The sequence below is a fragment of the Polymorphospora sp. A560 genome (assembly GCF_045781765.1).
In the GTDB taxonomy this organism is placed as follows: domain Bacteria; phylum Actinomycetota; class Actinomycetes; order Mycobacteriales; family Micromonosporaceae; genus Polymorphospora; species Polymorphospora lycopeni.
The window spans coordinates 7,986,602-8,002,634 of record NZ_CP122282.1 but is presented as its reverse complement, the minus strand read 5'-3'; the positions used below and the strand labels follow the sequence as shown (position 1 = coordinate 8,002,634).

Genomic DNA, 16,033 nt, shown 5'->3' with positions numbered 1-16,033 from the left:
GCCGAGCGCCTACCAGGGCGCGAACAGCCGCCGTACGACGGCGTTGCCGAGGAGCCCGACGGCGCAGGTGACGACGATTCCGAGGGCAAGTCCGGCGGTCACGTCGTGGGCGTAGTGCACGCCGGCGCCGACCCTGGACAGCGCGATGAGGGCCGCGACGGGTGCCACGACGTACCAGCTTCGGCGGGCGACGAGGACGCAGGCGGTGGCCAGGGCCGCCGCGATGGTCGAGTGGTTGCTGGGCCAGGACCAGTCGCTCGGGGCCGGGCAGGCGAGGACCGTTGCCAGGTCGAGTGTGCGGCAGGGGCGTTCCTCGCGGACGATCAGCTTGACGAGTTCGCTGGTCAGATAGGCGCTGATCGTGCCGGCGCCGAGGCAGACGAGCATGACGAACGAGTCCCGTCCCCGTCGCCACGCGACGATCGACACGAGTCCGGTGATCGCGACGAGGACGAGAAGCCCTTGGTTGGCAGTCAGGTCGATCGCGTCGCGTACCGCCTCTGGCGGGTTTCGTTCGAGTCCCGCGACGGTCCGGTAGAGCCGGTCGCGGGCGGCGTACGTGACGATGCTCAAGACGACGAGCAGGCCGGTGACCAGGGCAAGAACAGGCAGAGTTCGGCGTGGTGGGTTCATGTGCCTCGACGCTAGGAGCGCCGCGGGCGCCGTACTTCTGACTCGATTCCGGGGTCGAGTACGACCCTGGTCGTAGAACGGCCGGTGGTGATCACATCCCTGGTCCGATCCCCCGGGCGCCACCTACGGGCGATGATGGGGCTGATGGTCTCCTGGTTCCGCGCGTTCGCGCCTGCTGGTCGGAGGCGCCCGCCGGGCGGCGGTCGCCGGGATCGGGACGCCCTGCTCGCCGTCGCCTTCGGGGCGCTGCTGGTGCTGCCGCCGGTTTCCGGACTGTTCGTGATTCCGCTGGCCGTCGTCGCCGCGCTCTGTGGCTGGTCGTCACGGCGTGTCCGGTTTGGAGGGCTCGCGGTCCTGGCCGCTGTGGTCGCAGGTGCGGTCGCGCCGCTCGTCTCGGCGGTGTCGCTTCAGGACGTACTGGTCATGGCGGGCCTCGACGTGTGCTTCGGCGTACTGCCATGGCTGGTGGCGGTGGCCTGGCGGGCGCGTCGCGCGTCAACGGAGGCGGCGGCGGCCGCCGTGGAGCAGGGTGAGCGGGTACGACGCCACGAGGCGGAGGCCGCCTCGCCCGTGAGCGGATGCTGCTCGCCGAGGAGTTGCACGACGATCTCGGGCACGCGCTCAGCCTGGTGGCGCTGAACCTGGGCCGGTTGGAGTTGGAGCCGGGCATCGAGGAGTCGAGGCGGGACTCGATCGCGGCGTCGCGCCGGCAGGTGGCCGACGCGGTCGCCCGGCTCGGCGCGTCGGTCGAGGTGTTGCGCAGCGGCAGGTCACCGGCGCTGGCGTCCCGGCATCGGCACATCGACCTGGACGAACTAATGGCGGATGCCCGCGCCGCCGGTGCCGTGATCGAGGTGGCTGGCCAGCCGTCGCCGGCCCGGGTGGCCGGGTTCGGTGCGGCGACCGTGTTCCGTGTCATGCAGGAGGGCGTGACCAACGCCGTCAAGCACGCCCCCGGGAAGCCGGTGACGGTGCGTTTCGACGACGCGGGAGACCGGCTGCGCATCGTCGTCACCAACGAACTGCCGGCCGGGTACGGCCGCACCGGGGACGAGGTCGGCTACGGCCTGCTGGCGCTCGGCGAACGTGTCCGTCTCGCCGGGGGCACGGTCGAGACGACCGACAGCGACGTGTTCACACTGTCGGTGATGCTGCCAAGAGAGGGAACGGTGGCGGCCGACCGGCCGGCATCCGTCAGGCAGGCACCGAACGAGGTGAGGCGGGCGCGGCGGCGCAGTACCGCCCTGATCTGGGCGGCGGCGTTGGTTCCGGTCGTCGCCGTCGGCTGTATCGCGGTCGCGGTGCAGCTGTTGACCATGCAGCAGGCCCGCGAGGCAAAACTCGAACCGGCGGTGTTCGCCCGCATCGAACCCGGCGACGCCCGCGTCGAGGTCGAGTCGTTGCTGCCCGCCGGGGAACTCGACCGCGATGACGATCCGCCGGCCGGGGGCGACTGCTCCTACTACGCCGTCACCTCCAATCCGTTGGACGACGCGTCCGGTGACTACTACCGGATCTGCTTCGACGGTGGCGTGGTCGTGTCCGCAGATCTGCTCTCGGCTGGGCACGGATGAGCGGCGACGGCAAGCACGGTGACGACGCGGCACTGCGGGTGCTGATCGTCGACGACGAACGACTCATCCGGCTGGGCCTGGCGAGCGTCCTCGGGACGGACCCCGCGATCCGGGTGGTGGCGGAGTGTGCCAGCGGTGAGGAGGCCCTGGGCTTCGTCCGCGGCCACCGGGTCGACGTGGTGCTGCTGGACATCCGTATGACCGGCATGGACGGCCTGCGCACGCTCGAGGGGTTGAGGCGTACGGGTGGTGGTCCGCGGGTGCTCATGGTCACCACCTTCGGCGAGGACGCGTACGTCGCGCGGGCGAATCGCGCTCGGCGCGGACGGGTTCCTCCTGAAGTCCGGCGACCCCCGTGAGCTCATCCTCGCCGTGCACGCGGTCGCCGCCGGTGGTGCCTTCTTCTCACCGGCAATCTCCCGCAAGCTGCTCGGTTCCCGGGTCGTCACGCGCTTCATCGAGCAGGACGAGGCCGGCCGGCGGTTCGCCCGGCTCACGCCGCGCGAGCAGGAGGTGCTGCTCCTCATCGGCGAGGGGCTGTCGAACCCCGAGATCGCCGGCCGGTTGTTCCTGTCGGAGGGCACGGTAAAGGCGCACATCACCTCGATCCTGCGTACGACCGGTGCCCGGAACCGGGTCGAGGCCGCGCTGATCGCTGCGCACGCCCGTCCCGACCGCTGGTAGCGCTCTTGTTCGGCCGGTAGCGGCTCACGGGTCGGCGGTGGTCGGCGCGGATGGGTGTTCCTGGGGCGTGCCGGGGGCAAAGTCCGGGTGCCAGCCGAGTTCGACCGATTGGCGGCACCGGTCCGGTGCGTCGCCGCAACCGGTGAACAGGGCGGTGAGGATGGGTGCGCCGTGGTCGAGTGCCTGGCGCGGCAGGGGGCCGGTGGCCACGAGGGACACCAGTCCGTGGCCGATGACCCAGGTCTGGGTGGCCAGGGCGACGGCGTTGACGTCGGGGCGGAAGCGTCCGGTGTCCTTGGCCCGCTCGATGGCGCGTACCAGGGAGTGCAGCGCTTCGTCCGCAGCGGCGGGGTCTTCCAGCGCGAAGCCGGCGTCGAACATGACCCGGTAGAGGTCGGGGTTGGCCAGGGCGTTGGACGTGTACGCGGCGCCCAGGGCGGCGAGGTCTCGAACGGGATCCGGGGTCAGGGGGACGGTCGCGAGTCTGGCGGCCAACCGGGTGAATCCCTCCTGTCGCACCGCCTGCCACAGGCCGTCCATGCCGCCGAAGTACGTGTACACGGCCATGGTCGAGACGCCGGTGCCCGCGACGAGCGAGCGCAGGCTGATCGGTTCCCGGGCCCGCAGCATCTGCGCGGCCCGCTCGATCAGCAGGGTACGGATGGCGGGGTCTTTCGTTCTGACCATGGCCCAACATTACATAGCAGTGCTATGTTTAGCCAGCAGGCAAGTCGTGTACCCGCTGTGAGGAGTGCTCCATGGCCGTGGAACTGATCAACCCCGACGGGCTGCCGAAGCCCGAGATGTACCGGCAGATGTCCGTCGCCACCGGTTCGCGGCTGGTGTTCCTGGCGGGGCAGGTCGCCCGCGACGCCGAGGGGAACCCGGTCGGCGCGGGCGACCTGGCCGCCCAGGTCGAGCAGGCGTACGTCAACATCGGCACGGCGCTCGCCGGGATCGGTGGCTCGTTCGACGACGTGGCGAAGCTGACCGTCTACGTCGTCGACTGGTCCCCCGACAAGCTGCCGTTGCTCGGTGAGGGGGTGGCCCGGGCGGCCGCGCGACTGGGGGTCGACCCGGTCAAGCCGATCACCCTGCTCGGTGTCGCCGCCCTGGGCGAGCCCGATCTGCTGGTCGAGGTGGAGGCCACCGCCGTCGTCGACTGACTCCGCCGGCGACGCGGTCGGTGGCCTGGCCTCCTATCCGTTCACAGCCGGACCCAGTCGGTGCGTACGCCGGTCCCGGGTGCGGCCGGGTCCGCCGGCTCGACGACGAACCGGGTCGGGCCGGGCGGCAGGTCGCGTACGGTGAACCGGCCCATCTCGTCGGCCGTCACCTCGACGCTCACGCCAGGCTGCTCGACGCGGAGCCGGGCCGCCTGCGGCGGCACCAGCTGGCCGAGGATGCGCAGCCGTCCGGCGGCCTCGCCGACCTCGACGTCGATCGAGCACGACCCGGCCTCGTAGCTGAGCAGCCGGGCGGGTTCGCCCCGGACGTCGGCGGTGGCCAGCGAGCTGTCGGCGGTGAGCGCGGCGAGTTCGAGGTCGAGGGTCCGCCAGTCGTAGCTGTTGCGGGCCGCCTCGATGGCGCGGGCCGGTACGGGGTCGACCCGCCACAGCATGTCGCGTAGTTCGGCGAGCAGGGCGGTGTCGTCCGGGTGTTCGGCGGGGTTCATCCGTCCACCCCCGACTGCGCGAGGTGGCCGCGCAGGGTGGTCAGGCAGCGGGCCCGGGTCGGGCCGAGGCTGCCGACCGGTACGTCGAGCGCGGCCGCCACCTTCGTGTAGCTGCCCGCCGGGTCGATGACGAGCAGCCGGAGCAGGGTCTGGCAGCGGGCGGAGAGCCGGCGGAACGCGGTCCACAGTTCGCGGTTGCGTTCGTCGACGAGGATGTCGTGCCAGGGCGGCGGCTGCTCGTCGTCGGCCACCTCGGGGGCGTCGGCGTCCGGCAGCGCGCCGGTGCGGCGCTGGCGGAGCAGGTTCAGCGCTTCGCGGCGGGTGGTGGTGACCAGCCACGAGCTGAGTGCGGCCGGGTTGCGCAGATCGTCGAGGTGTTCGACGGCGCGTAGCCAGGTGACCTGGCTGACGTCGGCGGCGTCGGCGTCGTTGAGCCGGAAGGCCCGCGCGGTCGCCCAGACCAGGCCGGCGTAGCGGTCCACAAGGGAGATCCACGCGTCGCGGTCGCCGGCGGCCGCCGCCACGACGAGGGTGTTCGGGTCGGCGTCCATCGCTTCGGAGCCTATCCGGGCGGTGGCGGTGGCTGCCCGGCCACGGTGCCGGCCGGGGCGGGGGTCGACGGAGATGCTCATGGCAGTCCGATGTAGCCGTCGAAGGTGCTGCCGGCGGTGGCGACGACCTCTTTGAGCGCCGCCACGGGCGACCGGCCGGCGGCGACGTGACCGGCGATCTCGGCGACCACCCGTGGGGTGGCGAACGACGTACCGCTCCACTCCGCCCAGCCGGACGGGAAGAACTCGTCGTGGTTGATGAACGTGCTGTGGATGTCCTGGCCGTGGGCGGCCAGCGTCACCCAGGGGCCCGCGTTGCTCCAGTCGCAGATCGCGGCACCGTCGTGGGCGGCGACGGCGACGATCCGGTCGCTCCACGGGTGTCCGGCGCCGGCGAACGCGGCCGGCCAGAACGGGCTGGTCCGGTTGCCGTTGTTGCCGGCGGCGGCGACCACCACCCGGTCCGGTACGGCGAGCACGTTCTCCAGCGCGACCCGCATCCCGACCGGCGGCAGGTCGTCTTCGGTGAAGCCGCCGAGGGAGAGGTTGACGATCTGGACCGTCGGGTCGAGCCGGCCGAGCGCCCGGACGAGCTGTTCCTCGGTGCAGACACCGAACGTGTCGAGCACCTTGAGCACGCTCAGTTCCACCTGGGGCGCGTGCCGGACGATGACGCCGGCGATGAAATTGGCGTGTCCGACGTCGCCGTCGAGCAGGCCGTCGTTGTCGACGTCGGTCTCGGTCTCCACGTCGACGCCACCGGGCCGGTAGTAGCCGGCCGGCAGCTTGCTGTCGACCCACACGCCGGTGTCCACGATGGCCACCGAGACCAGGTTCTCGTCGTGTGGGCGGCCGGCCAGTTCGGCGGCGCCGGCCGGGACCGGCGGCCCGCACGGCCCGCCGTGGTTGAACGGGGTGCCGAGGAAGACGTGGTTGGGGCAGAGCACCGCGGCGCCCCGGGGCGCGCCGCCGCGTACGGTCCGGACGGTGTCGGGCACGTCGAGGCCGGTGGCGAAGTAGCGGCGCAGCCCGGGTACGACCTCCTCGTCGCCGAGTGCGTTCACCTCCCGGCGGTGGCCGGTCAGGTAACGCTCCACGTGCCGCCGGTCCTCCTCGACCACGAGCAGTTCGTCGGCGACGTACCAGACCGGGTGGTCCGGACGGGTGGCGGTGGACCGCAGTCTGGGCAGGCTCCGCAGCCGGCGCTGCCGGCGGTGGTGGTAGCCGGCGAGCCGGTCGTCGGACGGTGACATGGGGCCTCCCGGTTCGTCTTGCGTGGACGTTGTCTGACGTCATAGAGCAGACGGCGGTACCGGGGCCGCCGATACGTCCGGTACCCGACAGCCGGGCGGCGTGCCAGGATCGTCCGGTGACCGCCATCGAGGGGGCGTTGGGGGACGGGCCGGCCCAGCGGGCGTTGCGGCTGGTGACCGCTGATCCGCGGCAGGCGGGCAGGTTGGCGGTGGAGGCCCGCCGCGAGGCGCGCCGGGCCGGGGACCGGGACGCCGAGTCGACGGCCGAGCGGGCGCTCGGGCTGGCGGCCCGGGAGCTGAACGATTCCGGTACGGCGCTGCGGCACCTGCGGCGGGCGGTCCGGGTGGCGCGGGTGGCCGGGCTGGCGCAGCGGACGGCCGAGGCACGGATGAGCCTGGCGCTGGTCCTGGCCGAGGTGGGGCGGCCCGGCCAGGCGTTGCGTGAGCTCGACGAGGCGGCACCGGCGCTGGACGGCCTGCCCGCCGCCCGGCTGGGCATGCAGCGGGCGCTGACCCTGGACCGGCTGAGCCGGTTCGCCGAGGCGATGGACGGATACACCGGTGCGATCGCCGCGTTCCGGCGGGCCGGTGACCAGCTCTGGCAGGCTCGGGCGCTGACCAACCGTGGTGTCCTGCACGCCTACCGGGGCAGTCTGCGGCAGGCCGAGGCGGACCTGTTCGCCGCCGAGCGGTTGTACGACGTACTCGGGCAGCACCTGGCGGTGGCGCAGGTGCGGCACAACCTCGGGTTCGTGGCCGCGCAGGCCGGCGACGTGCCGGGCGCGCTGCGCTGGTACGACGTCGCCGACGAGTACTTCGCCCGCAACGGCCGTCCCGCGATCGCCCTCATGGACCGTGGTGAGCTGCTGTTGCGGGCCCGGCTGCTGCCCGAGGCCCGGGATGTCGCGCAGGCGGCGCTGGAGGCGGCCCGGGCCGGCCGGACCCGGCTCTACGAGGCACAGGCGCGGCTGATGCTGGCCGAGGTCGCGATTGGTGGCGGTGACCGCCGGACGGCCCGCCGGCACGCGTCGGCCGCCTACCGGGCCTTCGTGCGCCAGGGCCGGCCGGCGTGGGCGGCGCTGGCCAGATATACGGCGCTGCGGGCGGCCGACGAGACGGCGCCGGCGCGGCGGCTGCGCCGGGCCCGGGAGGTGGCCGCCGAACTCGCCGCCGCCGGCTGGCCGACGCCCGCGCTCGACGCCCGCCTCTACGCCGCCGGGCTGGCCGCCGGTCGGGCCGAGGGGGCCGAGGAGTTGCGGCTGGTGCTGGCGGCCGGCCGTAACGGGCCGGCGGAACTGCGGGTACGCGCCTGGCACGCCGCCGCCCTGCTGCGCGACGCGGTCGGGGATGCCGCCGGTGCCCGCCGGGCGCTGCTGGCCGGGGCCCGGATTCTCGACACCTACCGGGCCGCGCTGGGCGCGACCGAGCTGCGTACGTTGGCCGCCAGTTATGCCACCGACCTTGCCGCGACGGGGTTGCGGTTGGCCCGGCAGACCGGGCGGGCCCGGTCGGTGCTGTGGTGGGCGGAGCGGTGGAAGGCGGCGGCGCTGCGGCTGCCGCCGGCCCGGCCGCCGCACGAGCCGGCGCTGGCCGCCGACCTCGCCGAGCTGCGTCGGGCGGTCGCCGAGGCGGACTCCGGGGTGCCGGCGGGGCGGGTCAACGCGCTGTGGCGGCAGCGGCGGGCGCTGGAGGAGCGGATCCGGCGGCGGAGCTGGCACGCCCGGGGCAGCGGTTCGGCCAGCCGGTCCCCCAACCTGCTCGCCCGCCTCGGTGGGGAGTTGGCCGACCGCACCCTGTTCGAGCTGATCGACATCGGTGGCGAGCTGCACGTGATCGTGGTGCACCGGGGCCGATTCCGGAGCCGGCCGTTGGGGCGTACGGACCGGGTGGTCGCGGAGTTGGAGGCGTTGCGGTTCGCGCTGCGCCGGATCGTGCTGCGCCACGGCGGGCCGGCGTCGCGGTCCGCCGCCGTGCAGGGCGCCCGGCACGCCGCCGAGCAGCTCGACCGGGCGCTGTTCGCGCCGGTACGGGGCTGGCTCGGGGACGGCGAACTGGTGGTCGTACCGGTGGGGTTGCTGCACGCGACGCCGTGGGCGCTGCTGCCGACCTGCCGGGGGCGTGCGGTCAGCGTCGCGCCGTCGGCGACGGCGTGGCTGGACGCGACGGCGCGGGCGGCCGGGGCGCCACCGGGCGGGCGGCCGCTGCTGGTGGCGGGGCCGGGGCTGACGCACGCTGACCGGGAGGTACGGCGGCTCGCGGACGCGCTCGCGCCGGCCGAGGTGTTCGTCGGGGCGGCGGCGGGCGCGGAACCGGTCCTGGCCGCGCTCGACGGCGCCCCGCTGGCGCATGTCGCGGCCCATGGCGGGTTCCGGTCGGACAACCCGATGTTCTCCTACCTGCGGCTCGCCGACGGGCCGATCACCGTCTACGACCTGGAGCAGGTGGCCCGCCCGCCGGCGGTCGTGGTGCTGTCGGCGTGCGAGTCCGGGCTGTCGACCGTGCATCCGGGCGACGAGCTGATGGGGCTGGCCGCGGCGTTGCTCGGGGTCGGGACCGCGACGGTGCTCGGCAGTGTGCTGCCGGCCCAGGACGAGGCCACCCTCGAACTGATGCTGGACCTGCACCGCCGGCTGGCCGGCGGGAGCGGTGCGGCGGCCGCGCTGGCCGCGGCACAGGCGGAGATGGACGGCACCCTCGACGAGCGGTCGGCGACCGCGGCGGCGTTCGTCTGCTTCGGCGCCGGCTGACCGGCACCGCCGCGCGGGCGGCTCGGTACGCGCGGCCGGCGCGCGATGGGGTATGAACCCATGAGCGCACACCAAACGGAAGGAAGCCTCATGAGTCTTGAGCGCCCGATCGCCCCGGATCCGTACGACCTGCTGCCACCCGTGCCGTCGTTCACGCTGACCAGCGAGGACGTGCGTGACGGCGAGCCGATGGACGTCGAGTTCGCGCACCTGAGCGTCGGCGGGGAGAACCTGTCGCCGCAGTTGGCGTGGTCGGACTTCCCGGCCGAGACCCGGGGGTTCGTGGTGACCTGCTTCGACCCGGACGCCCCGACCGGCAGTGGCTTCTGGCACTGGGTCCTGGTCAACGTGCCGGTCTCGGTCACCCAGTTGCCCCGGGGTGCCGGGAGCGAGGCGACGGCCGGCGGCGTGGCGGGCGGCGGCGCGTTCAGCGTCCGCACCGACTACGGCTCGCACGGGTACGGCGGTGCGGCGCCGCCGGCCGGTGACCGGCCGCACCGGTACGTCTTCGCGGTGCACGCGCTCGACGTCGACCGGCTCGACGTGTCGCCGGAGTCGACGCCGGCGGTCGTCGGCTTCAACCTGGCGTTCCACACGCTGGCGCGGGCGACGATCCGGCCGACGTTCGCGGTCAAGGAGTAGCGAGGCGCTGATCCGGCGCCGTGGCCGCCGTGCCACGGCGCCGGGACCGGCGCGTCGGTGTCGGATGTGCTGCCGGCGGGGCCGGTCCGGCGGCCGGTTACGGGACGCGGGCGACCGCGAAGACCGACTGCCCGAACGGCGGGCGCACCAGCGATTCGGCGGCCTTCGTCGTCGGCAGGACCAACGTGTCGTAGACCTTGACCATCGGGCCTTCCTTCGGCGTCAGCTTGAAGACGCTGGTCGCCATGTAGTAGCCGATGAGGCCGAGTGCGTTGGCGTAGTGGAGCTTCTCGACGGTGAGGCCGGCATCCTCCAGCGCGGCCCGCATCGTCTTCTTGGTGTAGCGGCGGACGTGCCCGGTGGCGATGTCGACCGGGCTCATGGCGAACGGGAAGGCCGGCACGATCAGGACGATCTTGCCGCCCGGCCGGACCAGGTCGCGCATGCTCTGCAGCGCCTCGACATGGTCCTCGATGTGCTCCAGCACGTTGTAGGAGACCGCGGCGCTGTAGTCGCCGTGCTCGGAGTGCGGCAGCAGCATCTGGCGGACCTCGACGTTCGGTACCGCGGACATGCGCTCCTTGAGCAGCACCAGACGGTCCGGGTCGGCTTCGGTGGCGGTGAAGCGGTCGAAGTGCTTGGCCCATTCCAGGGCGTAGTCGCCCAGCCCACTGCCGATTTCGATCGGGTTGTCACCGAGGTGGGGGATGGCGAGGTTGACAAACCAGCGCCGGTGGTTTACGGCGGTGGCGAGGCCTTCGAGGACCTCTGATTGGACTCGCTGATCCCCCGTAATTTGTGTCATGCGTAGATTCCTCACGCTCTGAACCTGATCTGCCCGGGACCGAAAGAGTGAACCATCTAGAGCGACCGTAAGGAAAGTCAGGGTCTGATGTAGGCAGAATGTTCGACTTGGGCCATGTTTGCCCATGCCAAAGGCTGATATATGGCCATCATACGGCCAGCTTTGGCCTACCTACGTCACTCTCGGGGACTACGTCCGTTACGGTCTGGTTACCACTTTTGCGCCTGCGGGAGCCGGGCAGCTCAGGGAGCAGGTTTCCGTCACGTTTCCGTGACATGTCGCCAGGGGAGATCATCACACCGGTTGCCCCTACGCAAGAGGCCGTTGGGCTGGAATCGGCGAGGGTCGCTGCGTGGTGTCCGGCGGTGGGCGATTTGGTGGCTATGCCGGTCGACATTGATCTGTGATCCCCATCACAATCTGGTCGATCTGGTCGCTGGGACCGGGGCGGCGCGGAGCGAACCGACGCCCGGGTCAGGCTCGCTCCGACCGGATGCAGCAGCCCGCGCAGACCTTCGGCCGGGGCAACGTGAACGCCAGGCAGCAGGTGCGCCGCTGCACCGTGAGTTCGCCGTTCGGACCCGGCACCAGGTCGACCAGATCGCCCACGTCGAACGTCGCCAGCAGAGTACGGATCGTCTGCGCCGAGGAGCCCGGCAGCGCGTCGGCCGCCCGCAGCACCGCGTGCGCCACCCCGGAGGCCAGCGAGCCGAGCAGCGTACGGGTGCCGAGCCGGACCCGCTCGTGGATGGCGTCCAGCATCGGCGTGACGTGGTCGTCGACCAACGCGGTGCGCAGCGCGGCCAGCAGTTCGGCCTCGCCGTCGACCACCACGACCTCGGGCAGCCCGGCCACGGCCAGCGGGTCGCCGGGCAGCACCGCGATCGTCGTCGAGCGGCGCAGGCCGATGGTGACCAGCGGGCCGTCGTCGTCGACGCGTACCAGCACGTCGGACGGGTGCGGCAGCGGCACCCGGCGGGCCGACGCCCAGCCCAGGACCGCCGGCAGTGCGAGCCAGTAGACGTACGCCTTCCAGGCGAGCGCGGTCGCGGCGTGCGAGGAGCCGTCCCAGCGCCGCCGGGCCGAGTCGAGCAGATGCGGCAGCTGGCTGCCGTCGACCAGTTCGGTCGCCGGCAGCCAGCCGCGCTCGTCGTCGACGAGCAGGCCGGGCGCGAGGCCGGGCAGGTCGTCGGTGCCGAACGTCGCCCGCAGCGTCGCCGTCACCGGGCCGAGCGGTCCGGGAGCGGTGCGGAGGTCGACGGTGGCGGTCACGCTGGGTCGCCGGTTCCGGGGTGGGCGAGGTTCCACGCGGCGGGTGTGACCAGGGCCGGCCCCTGTCCCACGGTCTTGCCTGTCACCTTGAGAATCCCCCTGCCACCTGCGCGGACGGCTCACGATAGCGCGATAAGGCTAGCCTAACCAGACCGGGGCGTGTTGACGCCACAATCGCCACTCTCGGTATCCGGCGTTTCGCGGCTCGTCGCCATGTGGGTGGGGGTACCCGGACCGGCCGTCGATCAATCTGGCCGTACGGTCATCGGCGCATGTCGCCTTTGTCAATAGTTATGTCGGTAACAAGGCACTGATGCCCGGCTGGGCGAGTCAGAACGGAGACTTGAAGGTCCCGGCCCATAGGACGTGCGATGACCATCTCGCCCATCGAGCGGGCTGCCGACACCTTCGCCGCCGAGCTCAGCCGGTGGCGTGTCGACCGGGGCATGACCAAGAAGCAGCTCGCCGCCCGGATGGGCTTCGATCCCTCCTACGTCAGCCACGTCGAGGGCCGCCGACACCGGCCCACCGAAGACTTCGCCCGCCGGGCCGAGGCCGTACTCGGCGCCGGCGGCGCGATCTGGCGCTGCTTCCAGCAGTACGACGAACTCCGCCACGCCCGGGTCCCCGGCTCGGCACACCGCGACCCGCCCGTACCCGAGCAGTGGCTGCCGCCCGGCACCGGCCTCATCGTCGAACAGGAGGTCGCCACGCTGTCCTACCGGGACGGCGCCTATCGCTGCGTGATCCGCCGGGCGCTCTACAACGCCGGCACCGAACCGGTCACCCGCTACCTCATCCGGGTCGCCGTCGACCGCTACCCGCACGACCCCGAGCTGTCCAACCGCTACCACCGCGACCGGCCGCTGACCTTCGACGAACTCGACCTGCGGGCCTACTGCGGCGACCCGCCCACCCGCGAGCCGATGCACTGGCGCAAGAAGCACGACCGGGACGCCTTCAAAGAGGTGTGGCTGCTCTTCGAGAACGCCGAAGGGCGCTTCCCGCTCTACCCGGGCGAACGCGTCGCCATCGAATACGGCTACACCGTCGGGCAGGAGAAGTGGGGGCAGTGGTTCCAGCGCGCCGTACGCGTGCCGACCCGCAAGCTGACCGTCCGCCTCGACTTCCCCGAGCGGCTCGACCCGCACGTGTGGGGGGTCGAGACCTCGCTGTCGGCGGAGGAGGCGCCACTGCGTACGCCCCTTCAGCGGCGGGTCGAGGACGGCCGCACCCACGTCGACTGGACGACCGAGGAGCCGCTGCTCAACGCCCGCTACCGGCTGGAGTGGCGGTTCCGCGCCCAGGCGGCGGCCGACCCCGCCGCGGCCGATCCCGCCCCCGGCTCCACCGCGCCCGACCCGGCCGAACCCGCCACCGACGGGCCGGCCGCCGCGCCGGCGACCGTCGGGGCCGCGGCGGCGGACGGGGCGGTGCCGGCGGCCGAGACGCCGGGCGCCGTGCCGGCCCGGGCCAGCGACCGCATGCGGGCGGCCGGCATCGTCCAGCGCGACGCCGAACTGCTCCGCCACGCCGCCGAACCGTTCGACCTGCCCACCGACGCCGCCACCGCCGACGATGTCGTCACCCGGCTCCGCGAGGCCCTCGCCCGCGTCGACCAGCTCCACCTCTTCAGCAAGGGGGTCGGTCTCGCCGCCCCGCAGATCGGCCAGCCCCGGTCCGCCGCGATCGTCCGCCCGCCCGACGGCGCCGAGCCGGTCGTGCTGCTCAACCCGCGCGTCGTCGACGCCTCCGCCGAAACCGATGAGCAGTACGAGGGCTGCCTGTCGTTCTTCGACGTACGCGGCCTGGTGACCCGGCCGCTGCGCATCGACGTCGAACACGCCCGGGCCGACGGCAGCCGGATCATCACCTCGTTCGAGCAGGGCATGGCCCGCCTGGTCGCGCACGAGATCGACCACCTCGAGGGCCGGCTCTACGACGACCGGATGGCCGCCGACGTGCCGCTCGTCCCGGTCGAGGAATACCGCGAGACCGGCCGCCCCTGGCACTACTGAGGCGGGCTCAGCCGTCGCTGAAGCTGTCGTACCTGATCCGGATCGACGGCACCTGCAACTCGGCGAGCGTACGCAGCGTTGCCCGGACCATCGGCGCCGAACCCGAGACGAAGAAGTCGTGCTCGGCCCACGGCCCGTAGCGCGCCACCACGTCGGAGATGTTGCCCTGCTCGCCGGTGAAGCCCTCGTCGTCGCTGCACGCCGGCACCACCGACAGCCACGGGTAGCGGGCCGCCAACTGGTTCAGCTCGGCCAGGTCGTAGAGGCCGTCGCGGTCGCGGGCACCGAAGAACACGTGCACCCAGCGGGTGCGGTTGTAGCGGGTCAGCTCCTGCACCAGGGCCTTGATCGGGGCCAGCCCGGTGCCGCCCGCGACGCAGACGATGTCGCGGGTGGACGACGCGTCCAGCGTCATCGACCCCATCGGCGCCGCCACCCGCAGCAGCTCCCCCGGCCGTACCTTGCGGACCAGCGCACTGGACACCCAGCCGGCACCGACCGCCTGCACGTGGAACTCCAGCGTGTTGTCGGCGTCCGGCGCGTTCGCGATCGAGTACGTCCGCCACAGCCGGGGCCGGTGCCGCGGCGTCTCGACGCTGACGTACTGGCCGGCCCGGTACGACAGCGGATACTGCAACGGCCGGCAGGTCAGTACGGCGACGTCCGGCCCCCGGCGCTCGTGGGTCAGCACCTCCGCGTCCCAGTACGGCGGATTGGTGTCGGTCGCCGCGCCGGCCATCATCCGGGCCGAGATCACCTGGTACGCGTCCCGCCACGCCTGGTCGTACTCGATCGCCCACCGCTCACCTGCGAACGTCCGCAGCGCCTCGAACAGCGCCGACCCGACGACCTCGTAGTGTTCGGGTTTCACGTGGAACTTCCGGTGGTCGCGCCCGAGCGCGTGCAGGTATTCGTCGGAGCGGTCCGGGTCGTCGACCAACTGCATCGAGGTGACGAGCGCGCCGAGCAGGCGGGCCCGCTGCACGTCCATCGTCACCGGAAAGAGGTTCCGCAGTTCCGGGTTGGACAGGAACATCCGGGCGTAGAAGTATCCGGCGACCTTGTCCTGCTGCTCCTCGACGAGCGTCCAGCTCTCCTTGAGCAGTCGCGAGAGATTACCCATTGACGCCCTCTTCAGTGACGGCGGCGGCGGGTGCCGCGCACCTGGGGGACTAGGTTGCGTTCCGTGGGTGGGTGGTCATTCGTTGTAGATCCTGACTCCAGATTGGGCACAGAACGTGAGGAGTTATCGCACAGACTGTGCGATGTGAGGTCGTCATGCCTATGGTCGGCGGCGGAATGGCCCAAAACGAGGGACCGCCGGCCCGTTTCCCAGGGCCGTCCGGCACAGTGATCAGGTGAGCGTGGATCTCGTCAAGCCGCCGCTGTCGAGGCGGACGATCAGCACCGAGGTGCTGCTCGTCCTCGGCCTCTCCCTCGGCCAGTCCGCCATCTACGCCATGGTGAGCCTGACCGCCCGGCTCACCGCCGACCGGCCGCTGTCGCAGCAGACCGCCACCCTCAACGCGTCACAGTCGGCCCGGCCGTGGCTCGACCTGACGTACCAACTGCTCGGCATCCTCTTCTCGCTCGTACCGGTGCTGCTCGCCGTACACCTGCTCAACCGGGACCGCGACGACCCGCGCCGACTGCTCGGCCTGGACGCCCGCTCACCCTGGGCCGACCTGGGCTGGGGCGCGGCGCTCGCCGCCGCGATCGGCCTGCCCGGCATCGGGCTCTTCTTCGTCGCGGCCCAGCTCGGCGTCAACGCCAGCCTGGTCCCGGCCGCCCTGCCCGACCTGTGGTGGGCGGTGCCGGTGCTGATCCTCGCCTCGTTCGAGAACTCGATCCTCGAAGAGGTCATCGTCGTCGGTTACCTGATCACCCGGCTACGCGACCTCGGCTGGCGGATCGAGCTGATCGTCCTCACCAGCGCGGTGCTGCGCGGCACCTACCACCTCTACCAGGGCTTCGGCGCCTTCGTCGGCAACGTGGTGATGGGGATCGTGTTCGCGCTGTTCTTCCTGCGTACCAAGCGGGTGATGCCGCTGATCGTCGCGCACGCGGTGCTGGACATATTCGCGTTCGTCGGATACGCCCTACTACCCCGCGAGTGGTTCGACTGGCTCTGACGGCCCCGCGCGGCCCGCGCCGGCGCCGGACGCGGTCCGGTCCAGGC

At 72.3% G+C, this 16,033-nt stretch carries 17 protein-coding genes; 9 read left to right on the top strand and 8 right to left on the bottom strand.

The window, feature by feature from the left end:
- Nucleotides 1-9: 9 nt before the first annotated feature.
- On the bottom strand, nt 10-633 hold the full coding sequence (locus QCD66_RS36005) for a phosphatase PAP2 family protein (RefSeq protein ID WP_357514074.1): 624 nt from the start codon (nt 631-633) through the stop codon (nt 10-12).
- 144 nt (nt 634-777) lie between these two features.
- Here QCD66_RS36005 and QCD66_RS36000 point away from each other — a divergent pair, with 144 nt between their 5' ends.
- Genes QCD66_RS36000 through QCD66_RS35985 form a run of 4 tightly spaced genes read left to right on the top strand, consistent with a single transcriptional unit; the run spans nt 778 to nt 2,891 of the window.
- Nucleotides 778-1,272, top strand: a complete 495-nt coding sequence (locus QCD66_RS36000) for a hypothetical protein (protein ID WP_375737055.1) — start codon at nt 778-780, stop codon at nt 1,270-1,272.
- Nucleotides 1,212-2,207, top strand: a complete 996-nt coding sequence (locus QCD66_RS35995) for a sensor histidine kinase (protein WP_375737056.1) — start codon at nt 1,212-1,214, stop codon at nt 2,205-2,207. The genes QCD66_RS36000 and QCD66_RS35995 overlap by 61 nt, the downstream gene beginning before the upstream one ends.
- On the top strand, nt 2,204-2,566 hold the full coding sequence (locus QCD66_RS35990; RefSeq protein ID WP_375737057.1) for a response regulator transcription factor: 363 nt from the start codon (nt 2,204-2,206) through the stop codon (nt 2,564-2,566). Before QCD66_RS35995 ends, QCD66_RS35990 begins: the two co-directional genes overlap by 4 nt.
- Nucleotides 2,567-2,579: 13 nt before the next feature.
- Complete coding sequence (locus QCD66_RS35985) at nt 2,580-2,891, top strand: response regulator transcription factor (RefSeq protein WP_375737058.1); 312 nt, start codon at nt 2,580-2,582, stop codon at nt 2,889-2,891.
- A 24-nt stretch (nt 2,892-2,915) separates the two neighbouring features.
- Here QCD66_RS35985 and QCD66_RS35980 read toward each other — a convergent pair whose 3' ends face one another.
- Nucleotides 2,916-3,578, bottom strand: coding sequence for a TetR/AcrR family transcriptional regulator (locus QCD66_RS35980; protein WP_375737059.1), 663 nt, complete (start codon nt 3,576-3,578; stop codon nt 2,916-2,918).
- A gap of 71 nt (nt 3,579-3,649) precedes the next feature.
- On the opposite strand from QCD66_RS35980, the gene QCD66_RS35975 reads away from it, so the two are divergent.
- The gene (locus QCD66_RS35975; protein WP_357514081.1) at nt 3,650-4,057 is read left to right on the top strand and encodes a RidA family protein; all 408 of its coding nucleotides are present in this window, start codon (nt 3,650-3,652) and stop codon (nt 4,055-4,057) included.
- Nucleotides 4,058-4,098: 41 nt separating this feature from the next.
- Here the strand turns inward: QCD66_RS35975 and QCD66_RS35970 are convergent, their stop codons facing one another.
- The 3 genes from QCD66_RS35970 to QCD66_RS35960 form a co-directional block, all read right to left on the bottom strand.
- Nucleotides 4,099-4,566: a hypothetical protein gene (locus QCD66_RS35970; RefSeq protein WP_364213525.1), complete on the bottom strand. Its 468-nt coding sequence runs from the start codon at nt 4,564-4,566 to the stop codon at nt 4,099-4,101.
- A complete protein-coding gene (locus QCD66_RS35965) occupies nt 4,563-5,117 on the bottom strand; it encodes an RNA polymerase sigma factor (protein WP_375737060.1) in 555 nt (184 codons plus the stop codon). Before QCD66_RS35965 ends, QCD66_RS35970 begins: the two co-directional genes overlap by 4 nt.
- A 77-nt stretch (nt 5,118-5,194) precedes the next feature.
- Nucleotides 5,195-6,370 carry a S8/S53 family peptidase gene (locus tag QCD66_RS35960; protein ID WP_364213528.1) on the bottom strand — a complete coding sequence of 392 codons (1,176 nt, stop codon included), beginning with the start codon at nt 6,368-6,370 and terminating at the stop codon, nt 5,195-5,197.
- A gap of 125 nt (nt 6,371-6,495) precedes the next feature.
- On the opposite strand from QCD66_RS35960, the gene QCD66_RS35955 reads away from it, so the two are divergent.
- Nucleotides 6,496-9,117, top strand: coding sequence for a CHAT domain-containing protein (locus tag QCD66_RS35955; protein ID WP_407567275.1), 2,622 nt, complete (start codon nt 6,496-6,498; stop codon nt 9,115-9,117).
- A 90-nt stretch (nt 9,118-9,207) separates the two neighbouring features.
- The gene (locus QCD66_RS35950; protein ID WP_364213531.1) at nt 9,208-9,759 is read left to right on the top strand and encodes a YbhB/YbcL family Raf kinase inhibitor-like protein; all 552 of its coding nucleotides are present in this window, start codon (nt 9,208-9,210) and stop codon (nt 9,757-9,759) included.
- Nucleotides 9,760-9,856: 97 nt separating this feature from the next.
- Here QCD66_RS35950 and QCD66_RS35945 read toward each other — a convergent pair whose 3' ends face one another.
- Both QCD66_RS35945 and QCD66_RS35940 read right to left on the bottom strand, forming a co-directional pair.
- Nucleotides 9,857-10,564 carry a class I SAM-dependent methyltransferase gene (locus QCD66_RS35945; RefSeq protein ID WP_357534936.1) on the bottom strand — a complete coding sequence of 236 codons (708 nt, stop codon included), beginning with the start codon at nt 10,562-10,564 and terminating at the stop codon, nt 9,857-9,859.
- 474 nt (nt 10,565-11,038) lie between these two features.
- Nucleotides 11,039-11,836, bottom strand: coding sequence for an IucA/IucC family C-terminal-domain containing protein (locus QCD66_RS35940; protein ID WP_375737207.1), 798 nt, complete (start codon nt 11,834-11,836; stop codon nt 11,039-11,041).
- Nucleotides 11,837-12,207: 371 nt separating this feature from the next.
- On the opposite strand from QCD66_RS35940, the gene QCD66_RS35935 reads away from it, so the two are divergent.
- The gene (locus tag QCD66_RS35935; RefSeq protein WP_407566959.1) at nt 12,208-13,854 is read left to right on the top strand and encodes a peptide deformylase; all 1,647 of its coding nucleotides are present in this window, start codon (nt 12,208-12,210) and stop codon (nt 13,852-13,854) included.
- A gap of 7 nt (nt 13,855-13,861) precedes the next feature.
- Here QCD66_RS35935 and QCD66_RS35930 read toward each other — a convergent pair whose 3' ends face one another.
- Complete coding sequence (locus QCD66_RS35930; protein WP_364213541.1) at nt 13,862-14,977, bottom strand: globin domain-containing protein; 1,116 nt, start codon at nt 14,975-14,977, stop codon at nt 13,862-13,864.
- A 235-nt stretch (nt 14,978-15,212) separates the two neighbouring features.
- Between QCD66_RS35930 and QCD66_RS35925 the strand changes: the two genes are divergently transcribed.
- Nucleotides 15,213-15,986: a CPBP family intramembrane glutamic endopeptidase gene (locus tag QCD66_RS35925; RefSeq protein ID WP_357534929.1), complete on the top strand. Its 774-nt coding sequence runs from the start codon at nt 15,213-15,215 to the stop codon at nt 15,984-15,986.
- The last annotated feature ends 47 nt before the right edge of the window (nt 15,987-16,033 follow it).

What these genes read in the sequence shown, in the direction of transcription:
- QCD66_RS35950 (WP_364213531.1), top strand. Translation starts at nt 9,208, where the DNA reads ATGAGTCTTGAGCGCCCGATCGCCCCGGATCCGTACGACCTGCTGCCA.
- QCD66_RS35965 (WP_375737060.1), bottom strand. Translation starts at nt 5,117, where the DNA reads ATGGACGCCGACCCGAACACCCTCGTCGTGGCGGCGGCCGCCGGCGAC.
- QCD66_RS35945 (WP_357534936.1), bottom strand. Translation starts at nt 10,564, where the DNA reads ATGACACAAATTACGGGGGATCAGCGAGTCCAATCAGAGGTCCTCGAA.
- QCD66_RS36000 (WP_375737055.1), top strand. Translation starts at nt 778, where the DNA reads ATGGTCTCCTGGTTCCGCGCGTTCGCGCCTGCTGGTCGGAGGCGCCCG.
- QCD66_RS35980 (WP_375737059.1), bottom strand. Translation starts at nt 3,578, where the DNA reads ATGGTCAGAACGAAAGACCCCGCCATCCGTACCCTGCTGATCGAGCGG.
- QCD66_RS35995 (WP_375737056.1), top strand. Translation starts at nt 1,212, where the DNA reads ATGCTGCTCGCCGAGGAGTTGCACGACGATCTCGGGCACGCGCTCAGC.
- QCD66_RS35960 (WP_364213528.1), bottom strand. Translation starts at nt 6,370, where the DNA reads ATGTCACCGTCCGACGACCGGCTCGCCGGCTACCACCACCGCCGGCAG.
- QCD66_RS35970 (WP_364213525.1), bottom strand. Translation starts at nt 4,566, where the DNA reads ATGAACCCCGCCGAACACCCGGACGACACCGCCCTGCTCGCCGAACTA.
- QCD66_RS36005 (WP_357514074.1), bottom strand. Translation starts at nt 633, where the DNA reads ATGAACCCACCACGCCGAACTCTGCCTGTTCTTGCCCTGGTCACCGGC.
- QCD66_RS35990 (WP_375737057.1), top strand. Translation starts at nt 2,204, where the DNA reads ATGAGCGGCGACGGCAAGCACGGTGACGACGCGGCACTGCGGGTGCTG.
- QCD66_RS35935 (WP_407566959.1), top strand. Translation starts at nt 12,208, where the DNA reads ATGACCATCTCGCCCATCGAGCGGGCTGCCGACACCTTCGCCGCCGAG.
- QCD66_RS35930 (WP_364213541.1), bottom strand. Translation starts at nt 14,977, where the DNA reads ATGGGTAATCTCTCGCGACTGCTCAAGGAGAGCTGGACGCTCGTCGAG.
- QCD66_RS35975 (WP_357514081.1), top strand. Translation starts at nt 3,650, where the DNA reads ATGGCCGTGGAACTGATCAACCCCGACGGGCTGCCGAAGCCCGAGATG.